The 12,959-nt window shown below is 35.7% G+C and carries 14 protein-coding genes and 2 pseudogenes; 12 read left to right on the top strand and 4 right to left on the bottom strand.

Annotated features, from left to right (window positions below):
- Positions 1 to 252: a FeoA family protein gene (locus tag JNUCC74_RS04835; RefSeq protein WP_077319769.1), complete on the bottom strand. Its 252-nt coding sequence runs from the start codon at positions 250 to 252 to the stop codon at positions 1 to 3.
- Between the two features lie 532 nt (positions 253 to 784).
- Between JNUCC74_RS04835 and JNUCC74_RS04840 the strand changes: the two are divergent.
- The 5 genes and pseudogenes from JNUCC74_RS04840 to JNUCC74_RS04860 form a co-directional block, all read left to right on the top strand.
- Positions 785 to 853 (top strand): annotated as a pseudogene (locus JNUCC74_RS04840) (PTS sugar transporter subunit IIB); the annotation flags it as partial.
- A 32-nt stretch (positions 854 to 885) separates the two neighbouring features.
- Positions 886 to 1,125: a hypothetical protein gene (locus JNUCC74_RS04845; RefSeq protein WP_454067135.1), complete on the top strand. Its 240-nt coding sequence runs from the start codon at positions 886 to 888 to the stop codon at positions 1,123 to 1,125.
- 76 nt (positions 1,126 to 1,201) lie between these two features.
- Complete coding sequence (locus tag JNUCC74_RS04850; protein ID WP_454067832.1) at positions 1,202 to 1,519, top strand: PTS sugar transporter subunit IIA; 318 nt, start codon at positions 1,202 to 1,204, stop codon at positions 1,517 to 1,519.
- Between the two features lie 147 nt (positions 1,520 to 1,666).
- Positions 1,667 to 1,885, top strand: coding sequence for a hypothetical protein (locus tag JNUCC74_RS04855; protein ID WP_454067136.1), 219 nt, complete (start codon positions 1,667 to 1,669; stop codon positions 1,883 to 1,885).
- 12 nt (positions 1,886 to 1,897) lie between these two features.
- Positions 1,898 to 2,095, top strand: a pseudogene (locus JNUCC74_RS04860) (phosphate-starvation-inducible PsiE family protein); the annotation flags it as partial.
- Between the two features lie 392 nt (positions 2,096 to 2,487).
- On the opposite strand, the gene JNUCC74_RS04865 reads toward JNUCC74_RS04860, so the two are convergent.
- The gene (locus tag JNUCC74_RS04865; protein WP_454067137.1) at positions 2,488 to 2,724 is read right to left on the bottom strand and encodes a hypothetical protein; all 237 of its coding nucleotides are present in this window, start codon (positions 2,722 to 2,724) and stop codon (positions 2,488 to 2,490) included.
- A gap of 480 nt (positions 2,725 to 3,204) precedes the next feature.
- Between JNUCC74_RS04865 and JNUCC74_RS04870 the strand changes: the two genes are divergently transcribed.
- The 3 genes from JNUCC74_RS04870 (at position 3,205) to JNUCC74_RS04880 (ending at position 6,244) form a co-directional block, all read left to right on the top strand.
- Positions 3,205 to 3,918 (top strand): response regulator transcription factor, encoded by a 714-nt coding sequence (locus tag JNUCC74_RS04870; protein WP_454067138.1) that lies wholly within the window; start codon positions 3,205 to 3,207, stop codon positions 3,916 to 3,918.
- The gene (locus JNUCC74_RS04875) at positions 3,896 to 5,266 is read left to right on the top strand and encodes a sensor histidine kinase (protein ID WP_454067139.1); all 1,371 of its coding nucleotides are present in this window, start codon (positions 3,896 to 3,898) and stop codon (positions 5,264 to 5,266) included. Before JNUCC74_RS04870 ends, JNUCC74_RS04875 begins: the two co-directional genes overlap by 23 nt.
- A gap of 576 nt (positions 5,267 to 5,842) precedes the next feature.
- Positions 5,843 to 6,244: a DUF4064 domain-containing protein gene (locus JNUCC74_RS04880; RefSeq protein WP_454067140.1), complete on the top strand. Its 402-nt coding sequence runs from the start codon at positions 5,843 to 5,845 to the stop codon at positions 6,242 to 6,244.
- A 105-nt stretch (positions 6,245 to 6,349) separates the two neighbouring features.
- Here JNUCC74_RS04880 and JNUCC74_RS04885 read toward each other — a convergent pair whose 3' ends face one another.
- On the bottom strand, positions 6,350 to 6,928 hold the full coding sequence (locus JNUCC74_RS04885; RefSeq protein ID WP_454067141.1) for a class D sortase: 579 nt from the start codon (positions 6,926 to 6,928) through the stop codon (positions 6,350 to 6,352).
- A 172-nt stretch (positions 6,929 to 7,100) separates the two neighbouring features.
- The gene (locus JNUCC74_RS04890) at positions 7,101 to 8,282 is read right to left on the bottom strand and encodes an LL-diaminopimelate aminotransferase (protein WP_454067142.1); all 1,182 of its coding nucleotides are present in this window, start codon (positions 8,280 to 8,282) and stop codon (positions 7,101 to 7,103) included.
- A 520-nt stretch (positions 8,283 to 8,802) separates the two neighbouring features.
- On the opposite strand from JNUCC74_RS04890, the gene JNUCC74_RS04895 reads away from it, so the two are divergent.
- The 4 genes from JNUCC74_RS04895 (at position 8,803) to JNUCC74_RS04910 (ending at position 12,796) form a co-directional block, all read left to right on the top strand.
- Positions 8,803 to 9,402, top strand: a complete 600-nt coding sequence (locus tag JNUCC74_RS04895) for a TetR/AcrR family transcriptional regulator (protein WP_454067143.1) — start codon at positions 8,803 to 8,805, stop codon at positions 9,400 to 9,402.
- Complete coding sequence (locus JNUCC74_RS04900) at positions 9,403 to 10,170, top strand: 3-hydroxyacyl-CoA dehydrogenase (protein ID WP_454067144.1); 768 nt, start codon at positions 9,403 to 9,405, stop codon at positions 10,168 to 10,170.
- A gap of 168 nt (positions 10,171 to 10,338) precedes the next feature.
- Positions 10,339 to 11,484 (top strand): acyl-CoA dehydrogenase family protein, encoded by a 1,146-nt coding sequence (locus JNUCC74_RS04905; protein ID WP_454067145.1) that lies wholly within the window; start codon positions 10,339 to 10,341, stop codon positions 11,482 to 11,484.
- A gap of 160 nt (positions 11,485 to 11,644) precedes the next feature.
- Positions 11,645 to 12,796, top strand: coding sequence for a thiolase family protein (locus tag JNUCC74_RS04910; RefSeq protein WP_454067146.1), 1,152 nt, complete (start codon positions 11,645 to 11,647; stop codon positions 12,794 to 12,796).
- The last annotated feature ends 163 nt before the right edge of the window (positions 12,797 to 12,959 follow it).

Consider the following 12,959-nt stretch of genomic DNA (forward strand, 5'->3'; position numbering starts at 1 on the left):
TTATATCACCTCTTTCAGTACTTTTTTTCCATAAATTAATGAGCTTTCTTCTTTTCTTAAGGCAATCGTCGTATTGAATACTTTAAATGCGATAGGATCTCCTAAGGGGCTTTTTTGCACCACTTCAATAACTGCACCTTGTACGAACCCTAAATCAAGCAGTCTCCTTCGCATAATATCTTTTACTTGTATAGAAGTTATTTCTAGTTTGTCTCCAATTTGAAATTGATAAATTGGCTTATCTTCAATCATTTCTGACATCTCCTTTGGTCTATAGGCAAACAGTTGGTCTAAGGAAACATATATATAGAATTATATTTTATCCCGCATGTAAGGTGCGTAAGACCCCCACTTCAAGACCTGAATTGATATAAAGGTTTTAAGTGGGAGAAAACGGCACCTAAATGTCCGATTCGTTCAACTAACATTCCGTGTAAAAAGCATTCCACGGAATGAAGTTTTACTTTATGTAACATATGAAAGGTTGGGTAAAACGTTCAATTGTTTCCTTTCTAAATATATTATGATTATAACTTAAAAAGTTTGCCTAGCGCAACTAAAAAACAACTAAAATTAATAGCAGTTTTTTACGAGATATCGAAATCAATGAACTTATGAGAGTAGCTTTAAGCTGTTTATTTTCTGATACAAGATGGCTTTCCATAAGGAAAAAAGTAATGTTTTCCTTTATGCTGTGGAAATACAATGTGTGTTTAAGAAAGCGCTTAAACCGTATAATTTAACTAGAAACACATTATTGTATAAAAGAACAGGGGGTAAAACGATGAACATCTTATTGTGTTGTGCTGCAGGGATGTCTACTAGTTTACTAGTAACCAAAATGGAAGCTAGTATATTGACGAAAATGAAGTAGGATATCTGGCATTGCATATAGGAGCAGCAATTGAAAACCAAAAATTAAAAACAGCGTCAAAGCGTTGTTTGGTTATTTGTGCTTCGGGTTTTGGAACGGCAAAGTTAATTTATTATCGGTTAAAATTTCAATTTGGAGAACATCTATCTGTTGTAGGTACTACCGAATACTATAAATTAAAACAATATGATTTAAGTGATATTGATTTTATTGTGAGTTCTATTCCGATTAAACCCTGTACCTGTTATTGAAGTAAATGCAATATTAGGTAATCAGGATATACGTGCTATTAGACGATATGTTTATCATGATCAACTAAATAAAAATATATTTTTCAATGAGGATTTAACATTTTTACAACAAGAGTTTTCATCCAAAAAGCAAGTGTTGGAGTATTTGTGCAACATTTTACATGAAAGAAATTTGATTGATTACACATTTTTACCGGCTATTTATGAACGAGAAAAGATTGCTCCTACAGCTTTTGGAAATCTAGTAGCCATCCCCCATCCAATTGTACCAAAATCACGGAAAATATTTTTAACAGTTTGTACGTTGAAAAAACCAATTTTATGGGCAGGTAAACAAGTTCAGTTTATTTGCTTAATTAGTATAAAGAAACATACCGAAGAAGAATTAGTATAAATTAATAAGCGAAATCATTGATAATAACTGCCTTGTGCAACATTTAATTAAAGCTAGTACGTATCATGATTTTGTTAAGCAATTATCCAAATGGGTATTAATTTTATAAGCTGTCGAAACCATCTTGTTAAGTGAACAAAATGAGGTGTGTATATTGTTTTTCTTGACCGGTTTCCTTATTTATTACAGATGGTTTTAAACGTATCGCTTATTTTTCTTGCCACCATTCTTTCATTTCTTCTCTTCAAAGAATTAGTGGTATTTGCTAGTACTTTGTTGGCAAAAGAAACGGCAGATCATCAACTGTTTTTAGCAAATATTTTAATTTTCTTTTTTTATTTTGAATTTGTAGCAATGATTGTATAGTATTTTAAAGAGAACTACCATTTCCCTCTCCGTTATTTTTTGTATATTGGAATAACGGCAATGATCCGATTTATTATTGTCGAGCATAACGCGCTCCATACGATGTTTTACTCTTTTGTGGTACTTATTTTAAATATTGGCTACTTTATTATGAACTTGACACCTCGCGAACGTCTTCAAAGCAAATGGTTCTTTCACAAAAATGATTAAAACATAATGGATGATATGATTTTTTCTTTGCTTTTGAAATAGGTATTGACTAACATAGAAAAAAGGATTGGTACAAAAAGCCAATCCTTTTTAATTATTCTTATCTTTACCGTGGTGTTTTAAAGCCAACCTTGTGGAATAGTACACAACGATACCAATAACAAGTAGGTTAATAATCCATCCGAGGAGTCCAAACCCTGCGAAATGGAGCCCATATCCGCCCATCATGCGTGCTCACCCCTTTTTTATCCCGCATGTAAGATGCCGTAAGACCCCCACTTCAAACTTTTGAGTTGATATAACAGGGTGAAGTGGAAGAAACGGCACCTAAATGCCCGATTCGTTCAACTAACATTTCTTGGGAAAGGCATTCCAAGAAATGAAGTTTCACTTTATTCGTTAGGTCTATCAAACTCCTTTTGGGGACCTCTGTCAAATTGACCGTTTCCATGACAGAAATTAAACATTGCTTCATAATCTTCGTTAGAGAAGTTTGGATGCATTTTTTCCATATAAGGTCTCATCTCATTAAAGAATTGATTATTCTCATTTGTATCGGCAAACGTGTAAGTTGCTGCACCTCCAATGATTACTGCACCTGCTAGGATACCAATTATCATTTTTTTCATTTTCTACAACTCCTTTCTTTTGATCACCTTTATCTTATCGAATTGTTTTGAGGAACCTATGAAGAACTTATGTAGAAGTTGTGAAGATGTATTTTTCCACTTCATCGCATGGTATCATGAATAATAGTTAAGAATATATAAAAAACACGCATTTAAAATATGTTTAGTAAGTAATGTTTTATCCATTTAAGGCTATTAAAATCCGTCCAAATAAACCGCTTTGCTTTATTTTTAATATCTTGATGTACAACTGGTTATGCGTATAAAAATTTTATTCCGCATCTAAAGTGCTGTAAGACCCCTGCCTCATGGGAGTAAAGGCAACTAAATGCCTTGATTTAATTCGGGACAACAGGACAAGGAAAGCTTTGGATGAAGGAAAAACACCACTGAATGAATTTCACTTTTATAAAAAGGTACGTAAACAACGTTTTCTGCTTTTAGAATGTATAGTAAATCATTGAATGGGAGAGGGTAACGGTGACAAAAATACTAATTGTTGACGACGAAGAAGTTATTCGTGAAGTGTTAGCAGCTTATTTTGAAAAAGAGGGCTGGAATATTATATTTGCAACAAATGGATTAGAAGCTTTAAAACAAATAAAGGAAGAAAATCCCGATATTATTATTCTTGATTTAATGTTGCCGGATATTTCGGGGGAAGAGGTTTGCAGATTAACAAGAAAAGATAACGATGTTCCAATCATTATGCTTACAGCTAAATCTGCAGAGGATGATATTATAAATGGAATTATCATCGGAGCAGATGATTATGTAACCAAACCATTTAGTCCAAGAGAAGTAGTTGTCCGTACTAAAGGATTGTTACGACGAGTGAGAAAATCAATAAGTAATCGTAAACTCAGCTTTAATAATCAACAATTAGTTATTGATCATTTTAAAAAAGAAGTTCGTTTTAATGATCAACTCATTTCACTAACTCCGAATGAATATAAAATATTAGTAACCATGGCAAGTTATCCGGGTAGAGTGTACAGCCGAGGTGATTTATTAGTTAAGATTCAAGAAGATGATAACTATTTTGAAGGTTATGAGCGAAGTATTGATACACATATTAAAAATTTGCGAAAAAAGATCGAAACAGATTCTCGACAACCTGTGTTTATTTTGACTGTATTTGGAATGGGATATAAGTTTGGAGGAAAGCCGGATGAGGCTAACACTTCGTACTAAGATCTTTATCTATTTATTAATTGTTTCCCTAAGTGGAGTGTTTTTAACAAGTTTTTCCATATTTTTTGGTGTTGAAAATCAATTTTCTAGCTATTTAGAGGAAAGTAGAGAAGAAAAGATATCTTTAATAGAAGAAGAAATTACTAAGACCTATCAACAAACAGGAAGATTATTAAGCGATCAAGCAAGTAGTATGTTGCATAATCAAGCAATGACAGAAAACCTATATTATAAAATCGTTGATAAAAATGGAAATGTCATTGCAGATACAACAATGATGCAACGGATGATGCACCGAATGCATGGTTATTCCCAATCAGAAGCCACCGATTTCGATTCAAGCTCACAGACGATAAAATTAGGAGATGAAGCAATTGGTGAACTGGAAGTCATATATCCCGTAGAATTAGTTGGTGAGGATTTTACATTTTTGAAATCAATCAAACAAAATATTCTTATTGCTGTTCTTGTTATTTTGTTCTTGTCCATTTTATTTAGCTTTTTATTTTCCAGACGATTAACTGCTGGCTTTATACGTTTAACTAAAGCTATTCAGGAGTTAAAACGACATAAACGGGTAAATGTCCCTGTAAAGGATTTAACTATTGAAATGAAACAGCTTGGAGAGTCATTTAATGAGTTAGCTACATCACTTGCCAAGGAAGAAAAATTAAGAAAACAATTTACAGCTGATTTTGCGCATGAATTAAGAACGCCGTTAGCAACATTACGCAGTCAACTAGAAGCTTATCAGGATGGAATTTGGGAGCCTACTCCGGAACGTCTTGAAAAAAGTCATCATGAATTAATGCGCTTAGTTCGCTTAGTTAATGAATTGGAAAAGCTGATTGCAGTGGAAAATCCACAAAAAAAATTAAACTTTGTAACATTGGAAGCTGGAAAACTAATTAGCTTATTAGCGAATCAATTTAGTCCACTATTTCAGGAGAAAAACGTGATTTTAGAAGTAATTCCTCCTCAAGAAGCGAGTTATTTTAAAGGGGATTATGATCGGGTTATCCAAATATTAACAAATCTTGTTAATAATGCATTGCAATATACGCCTGCCGGTAAAAAGGTATCTATTTTTGTAGAAGACCGACATGATTATGTCTGCTTTGTTATGAAAGATGAAGGAATTGGAATAAAAGAAGGAGATCTGCCTTTTTTATTTGAAAGATTCTATCGTGGTGATAAATCGAGAGCGACGAAAACAGGTGGAATTGGAATTGGATTGTCGATTGTAAAGGCGCTGGTAGACGCACATCAGGGAACCATTCATTTTGAAAGTGAGGTTGGCCATGGTACAACGGTTACAGTTTGTTTTTTTAAAAGTGGAATAAATTAAATTAGCTAGCTGACGCATGAACAGCAATTTTGTAAAAACAAATATTGGTATAAAACGGTTATATTAGGCAAGGGAAGTTTGGGTAGTTTGTAGCAAGTCATGCAACTTATTTTCTAGTACTATAAGAAAGTATAAAATTTTAGGCTTTATCCCGCATGTAAGGTTCCGTAAGACTCCCACTTCAAGTCCTGAGTTCGTGCAGAGGGTCAAAGTGGGATAAAACGGCACCTAAATGCCCGATTGGTTCATCTGGCATTTCTTGGGAAAAGCATTCAAGAAATGAAGTTTCACTTTATCGTATAAGAAAAACTACAGCTTTCGCTAAAGACTTGGCGACAAGCCAAGACTTTCTAAGAAGTAAGTCTTTTAGGATAAGTGTTTTATGTTTTATCAAGAGGAGTAGATACAAGGATAATTACCAGTATAAGCATGATTGTATCAATTAAGTAATCCAATAGGAGGCTAACCTTCCCATTGATGACAACTTCGATTTGTAAATGAAGTGTGTGCCATTTTATTTTCTGTACGTATTCGTATATAACAAATAAAAACATTAAAGTAGGGGAGTTAAAGTGAATGAATCGAAAAATTGAGTATATATTAGGAATTGTTGGTTTTTCAATGGATGCATTAGTGGCCATTATGAGTGGAGTTTTTCTACTTATACTTCATAGTGGGGTAGATTTTCTAAAAGACGCTATTGACCCAACGGAATATGGGGCGTTTTCTGATTTTTTCCCCGTATTTATTAATTTATTGTGGATTCCTATTCTTGGGTGTGTTATCAGCTTTATTTTAGGGTTAATTGCAGTAGTAAATATAAAAAAGAATCCGAAAGTTGCCGGAGGTTTTTTCATAGCAGCTGCGATAATTAGTAGTTGGTTGTTGTTTTCAGGATTTTTCTTTCAATCTGTATTGTATTTAATTGCTGGGATTATGTGCTTTGTACGAAAACCAGAAGATAGCGCTATGCAATAAGCTAAAAATCGAGAGAATAGAGTAGATACTTAAATATAGCTGCCAGAAGATTGAAAACACCCCAGAAGTATCTTACTCTAACTTCTGGGGAAATGAGGGTTACTGTTATCTTGGATAGGCATAGATAACATAGCGATCTGGTGCATCACCGATATAGGAAAATGGATAGCATGTAGAAACGGTTAATACTTCATCTTTTCGATCAGGATCAATGACCGTTGTATCATCTGCAGATACAATTTTATGATCCTGAATGGTATAAACAAAAGTACCATGTTCCATTTTTACATGGAACTCATCTCCATCTTCTAACTTATCAAATTCTCTAAAAACTGTATCTCGATGACCGGATAGTAAGATTTGTTTATTTTCTCCGGGAAAACCTGTACCGGTGTAATGCCCCACTCCCTGGGCCAATTCTTCTTCATCTACACCTTCTACGATTGGGACTTCACGATCAAGTTTTGGAATATATAAAATACCAATCGTGTCTCCTGTTTTAAATTGGTCATAATTAAATTTCTTGACATTTTCTACCTCTTTAACAATCGTGTTCGAAACAAACGATTTTGCTTCATCCATCCGGTCACTTTCCATTGCTTTAAAGTTATATAATTGAAATCCGCCATAGCCAAGAATCGCTATTCCACAAATAATTAACACGATTGAAAATGCCCGAAGCATACGATTCACCTCAGCCTATTTACTTATCATTTTTATTCTTACTTTCAACCATATAATAAAAATAATCTTCTTAAAAGGATGTTCAAAAAGCCCTATCCTGTTTATTGAACTCGCATTTATATGTTTTCGGCTAGTGATGACATAAAAAAATGTAGCTTCTAAAAAGTTGTAATTAAACCATGTTTACGGATAAGAATAATTGACTCATCTCCATTTTTTTAACGGCTTTTGTAAGCAGTTCCTCTGGTTGAACTAAACCAATACGTACATAGCCTTCTCCTGATTTTCCAAAAGCGTTGCCTGGGATTACAACAACTCCAGCATCGTCTATTAATCGATACGTAAATTCTGTAGATGTAAATGGCTCCGGTACCTTTGCCCAAATAAACATGGATGCCTTCGGAGGATCAACTTTCCATCCTAATTCACTAAAACCTTGAATTAAAATATCCCTGCGCTTTTTATAGACAGATCTTAATGTTTGACAAAAATCTGCGCCATGTTTTAAAGCGGAGATAGCGGTTTTTTGAATAGGGAGAAAGACTCCAAAGTCAATATTTGATTTTAACCGTTTCAATCCATCTATAATTTCAGCATTGCCTACAATATAACCAATTCTACAACCAGCCATGTTGAAGCTTTTGGAAAAGGAATTAAACTCTACGCCAACTTCTTTTGCTCCATCGATTGATAAGAAGCTAATCGGTTTTTCCTCATAATAGAGTTCAGAATAAGCAAAATCATGAAGCACGGAAATGTCGTATTTTTGGGCAAACTTAACTACCTTTTCAAAAAACTCTTTTGTAGCAAGAGCAGGTACAGGATTGCCTGGAAAATTCAATACCATCATCTTGGCTTTTTTTCTAATTTCTTCAGGGATGGCTTCTAAGTCAGGCAAGAAATTATTTTCTTCCTTTAGCGGCATGGGATATGGTGTTGCATTAGCTAAAGAAACTCCAGTTTGATAGGCAGTATACCCAGGGTCAGGTAAAAGAATAATATCACCCGGGTTAGTAAGAACCATTGGTAAATGTACAAGTCCATCTTGTGAACCGATTACCATTAAGGCTTCTGTTTCTGTATGAACAGGTGCTGCATATTGTTCGGTATAGTATGTTGCAATCATTTCGTGTAATTCATCTATACCGGTTAATGTATAGCCATATTGTGCAGGATCTTGAACATTTTTTGTCATTTCGTCTATTACGAACTGAGCAGGAGGTAAGTCTGGGCTTCCCACACTTAAATCAATCATTTCCAACCCTTCCTGCATTTTTTTCTTTTTGTAAGCAGATAGCTCATTGAAAATGGAAGTTTTAAAATTAACCATTTTATTAGCTAGCCTTATACTCATATAGAATCACCTCATAGTTGACTATCCAGAAATGGAGATTAGTATGATTATACCATTCTTATAAAAGATGGTGGGTAATTTTTGAACATTTTTAACAAGCAATTTAAATTTGCAAGCTTTTAACTTAGTTATTTTAATGAATAATAATAGAAAAAACAAATAGGGCAATAGACTTAAGGGAAAAAGTCTTTTGAAAGACTTTATACTAGAATACGTAGATTCAGTCTGCATTAATTAATTTCTCCCATGATTAATATTATACGCTTCTCTACAAACTAACACTTCTGTCTCCTCTTTAGTTTTAAATTTTTAGAAAATTAACTTGACAGTTAAATAAAGAATAATTAGAATAATGGTAAGATAAAGTGAAACTTGCCATGAGACACTCATGGTTAGATGAATCAATCGGACGTTTACTGGAAGTTCCCTCCACCAGATTTCTTGGATCCTCTTACTTCACTAGGTGGAGGATCTACTGCCGGTTAGATGTGGGATAAATACAAATGGGGAAGTGAATGATTTGTCTTTACGTGCCCGGAAAATAGCTGAAAAGAAAGAGGAAATTATTCGAATGGCTATACGCGTATTATCAGAGAAAGGGTATTATGGCATTACGATGGAGGAAATTGCTTCAAAGCTATTAATGACAAAAGGTACCGTTTATTACTATTTTAAAGATAAGCAGGATCTATTATATCAAAGTCAAATGATGTTGTTAGGAAAAAGTTTGGACAATATGAACTCCATCCGACAACAGGACTTGCCAATAATGGATAAGCTAAAAAAAGCAATGACCACCCACATTGAATATCTCCTTACTGAAAAGTCGGGGTTTGAATCAATGTTAAAGCCGGAGCAGATTTTTTCTAAAGAACAGCTCGAGGTCATTTTAAAACGGAGAGATGAATATGGGAAATGTTTTGACCAGCTGATCGCAGAAGGAATAGAAGCGAATACTTTTTACCCTGTTGACATAAAAGTAGTTAGAAATATCATTTTGGGAGCGATGAATTGGGTAATACAATGGTATTCAGACAGTGGAAAAAAGAGTAAAACAGAAATTGCTGAGGATATTACGGAGTATTTACTTCGGATTTTAATAAAAACGGGAGGCGATTAAATGAACATTACAAATTGTGTATCTGTAGTGACTGGGGGGGCATCAGGTCTAGGTGAAGCAACAGTGAGAAAGCTGGTTGCAGCTGGGGGGAAAGCGGTAATTTTAGATGTATCTAAAGAAAACGCAGTCACTCTAATAGAAGAACTCGGTGATAAAGTGACATTTTTTCAAGCAGATGTTACAGATGAATTAAGTGTCCAAACGGCGTTGGATGAAGCGATAGAGAGTTTTGGCAGAGTGGATGTTCTTGTGAACTGTGCAGGAATAGGCATTGCAGAGAAAACGCTTGGAAAACGCGGCGTACATCATTTAACTACGTTCTCTAAAGTGATTGAAGTCAATTTAATCGGTACTTTTAATGTTTTACGTCTTACTGCTGCAAAAATGGCTGAAAATGAGCCAAATGAACATGGTGAACGTGGAGTAATTATTAATACGGCTTCTGTTGCTGCGTTTGATGGACAGATTGGTCAGGCAGCGTATAGCGCATCAAAAGGGGGAATTACCGGTATGACATTGCCAGTGGCGAGAGATCTCGCTTCCTTAGGAATTCGCGTAATGACGATTGCACCGGGATTATTTGAAACACCGTTATTTGCAACCCTTCCAGAAAAAGCTAAACAAGCATTGGGAGAAATGACACCATTTCCATCAAGGCTTGGCAAACCAGAAGAATATGCATTGCTTGTTAAAAGTATTATTGAAAACCCAATGTTGAACGGGGAGACAATCCGCTTAGATGGTGCCATTCGTATGCAGCCAAAGTAATAAATAAGCGACCAGTAGCAACTATGGTAATTATTTTCAATCAATAGCAAGTGACAAGAATAGCTGATGAAAAAACGATTTAAGTGTCAAACATGTCAGGTAAAAACATGTTGCGGGAAATATAGATGCGTAATAGAGTTTTACTATATTCTAGGGGGGATATGTGTTGTGGAAAGAGACTTTTTACTGGAAGAGCATCTGATTTTCAGGAGCTCCTTACGAAAATTTTTAGCACAAGAAGCGGCTCCACATTTTGCTGAATGGGAACAAAATCAGCAAATACCAAGATCATTTTGGCGGCAGGCGGGAAAGCGGGGATATCTTTGTCCGTGGGCTTTGGAGGAATACGGTGGATATGAAGCAGATTTTGGCTATTCTGTGGTTCTTAACGAAGAATTGGAACGAGTTGGCACTGCAATGGTTGGAATAGGGTTACATAATGATATTGTAATGCCATATATTTATGCATATGGTACAGAAGATCAAAAGAAAAAATGGCTGCCTGGTGCGATAACAGGAGATATCATATCTGCAATAGCGATGACAGAACCGGCTGCGGGGTCAGATTTGGCCGCAATTCAAACAACAGCAATAAAAGATGGAGATACGTATATTTTAAATGGTGAAAAGACCTTTATTACGAACGGTTATACAGCCGATTTGATTGTAGTTGTATGCAAAACTGATCCGCATATAAAGCCGGCGCATAAAGGGATTAGTTTACTAGTTGTAGAGGCGGATACACCAGGATTTCGGCGAGGAAAGAAATTGAAGAAGGTTGGTCAACATGCGAATGATACGTGTGAATTAATTTTTGAAGATGCACGGGTTCCCGCTGAAAATTTATTGGGGGAAGAAGGAAAAGGATTCTATTATTTAATGGAAAATTTGCAGCAGGAACGGTTAATTGTAAGTATTCAAAGTATTGCAGCTACTGAATTAATGATCGATTTGACAACGGATTATGTGAAGCAAAGAAGAGCTTTTGGAAAAAGGATTAGTCAATTTCAAAATACGCAATTTAAGTTGGCAGAAATGAACACTGCATTTCAAATGGGAAGGGTCTTTGTTGATCAAATAATTAAATCTCATATGGCAGGAAAAAATCTGGTTACAGAAGTATCAATGGCAAAATGGTGGAGCACAGATCTTGTGAAAAAAGTTGCTGCTGAATGTATGCAACTCCATGGCGGTTATGGGTATATGGAAGAATACGAGATTGCCAGAAGATACCGAGATACGGCTGTATCCTCCATTTATGCAGGTTCGAATGAAATTATGAAAGTGATTATTAGCAAAAATATGGGATTATAATGATTATGAAAATGACAAGTATAAATATGTATATTCATTCATAGCTTCATGTTTAGTAGATGTGTTTGAACACTCCCTATCAGTTACTTGCAAAACAGTAAAGATTGCAATTGTTGTAAGGGTTTACAACAGGGGTTTAAAATCAGGAAGGATGATAATTATGCGAGAAGCAGTAATTGTAGAAGCAGTTAGAACACCAATTGGAAGGTGTAAAGGCATGTTAAGTGAAATTCGCGCAGAAGATTTAGCAGCAAAACCATTAATGGAAGTGGTAAAGCGAGCTGGTATATCACCAGAGTTCGTGGAAGATGTTATCTATGGGTGTGTGTCACAGGTAGGAGAGCAAGCTTTTGATATTGCCCGTCAAGCTGCATTAATTGCTGATTATCCAGTTGAAGTACCGGGAACAACGATCGATAGACAATGTGGTTCCAGTCAACAGGCCGTACATTTTGCGGCACAGGCCATTATAAGTGGAGATATGGATGTAGTCGTAGCTGGAGGGGTTGAGCATATGACTCGAGTGCCAATGGGATCTAATATGCAAGGGGTTAAAATCAATGAGAATCTGTCGCTTAAATATGAAATTATTAATCAAGGTCTATCTGCTGAACGAATTGCTAATAAGTGGGGACTAAGCCGACAACAGATGGATGAATTTTCATTAGAGAGTCATGAAAAAGCAGTTTCAGCTAGTAAACAAGGTTCTTTTGATGATGAAATCATGCCATTAAAAGTGAAACTTGAAGATGGTTCAGAAACTGTCATGAATCAAGATGAGGGACCGAGGGAAAACACAAATTTAGAAAAGCTTGGACAGTTAACGCCGGCTTTTAAAGAAGATGGGGCAATTACGGCAGGAAACTCCAGTCAAATTAGTGATGGGGCTGCAGCACTGTTAATCATGTCTCAGGAAAAAGCAGCTGAATTAGGAGTAAAACCTAAATTTCGGATTATTGCTCGTACCGTTATTGGTTCTGATCCTACATTCATGTTAACCGGACCGATTCCGGCTACAGAAAAAGTACTGAAGAAAGCAGGGCTATCCCTTTCAGATATGGATGTTTTTGAAGTGAATGAGGCCTTTGCTTCCGTTCCTTTAGTTTGGCTGAAAGAAACAGGAGCAGACCCCAAAAAGCTCAATCCAAATGGAGGGGCAATTGCTTTAGGGCATCCACTTGGTGCAAGCGGAGCTCGACTCATGACGACTATGATGTATGAGTTGGAACGGACAGAAGGACGTTATGGATTACAAACCATGTGTGAGGGGCATGGGATGGCAAATGCAACGATAATTGAACGATTAACTTAAATAAAGTGAAACTTCATTCCTTGGAATGCTTTTTACACGGAATGTTAGTACCTTAAAGGTATGACCTAAAGGCCCTTGAACGAATCGGGCATTTAGGTGCCGTTTTCTCCCACTTTGACTCTTTGCACGAACTCAGGACTTGAAGTGAGAAACTTACGGCACC

It is taken from the genome of Cerasibacillus sp. JNUCC 74 (assembly GCF_053667775.1).

Coding starts and splice junctions, on each gene's coding strand:
- JNUCC74_RS04890 (WP_454067142.1), bottom strand. CDS start 8,282: ATGAGTATAAGGCTAGCTAATAAAATGGTTAATTTTAAAACTTCCATT.
- JNUCC74_RS04865 (WP_454067137.1), bottom strand. CDS start 2,724: ATGAAAAAAATGATAATTGGTATCCTAGCAGGTGCAGTAATCATTGGA.
- JNUCC74_RS04885 (WP_454067141.1), bottom strand. CDS start 6,928: ATGCTTCGGGCATTTTCAATCGTGTTAATTATTTGTGGAATAGCGATT.
- JNUCC74_RS04880 (WP_454067140.1), top strand. CDS start 5,843: ATGAATCGAAAAATTGAGTATATATTAGGAATTGTTGGTTTTTCAATG.
- JNUCC74_RS04910 (WP_454067146.1), top strand. CDS start 11,645: ATGCGAGAAGCAGTAATTGTAGAAGCAGTTAGAACACCAATTGGAAGG.
- JNUCC74_RS04835 (WP_077319769.1), bottom strand. CDS start 252: ATGATTGAAGATAAGCCAATTTATCAATTTCAAATTGGAGACAAACTA.
- JNUCC74_RS04875 (WP_454067139.1), top strand. CDS start 3,896: ATGAGGCTAACACTTCGTACTAAGATCTTTATCTATTTATTAATTGTT.
- JNUCC74_RS04900 (WP_454067144.1), top strand. CDS start 9,403: ATGAACATTACAAATTGTGTATCTGTAGTGACTGGGGGGGCATCAGGT.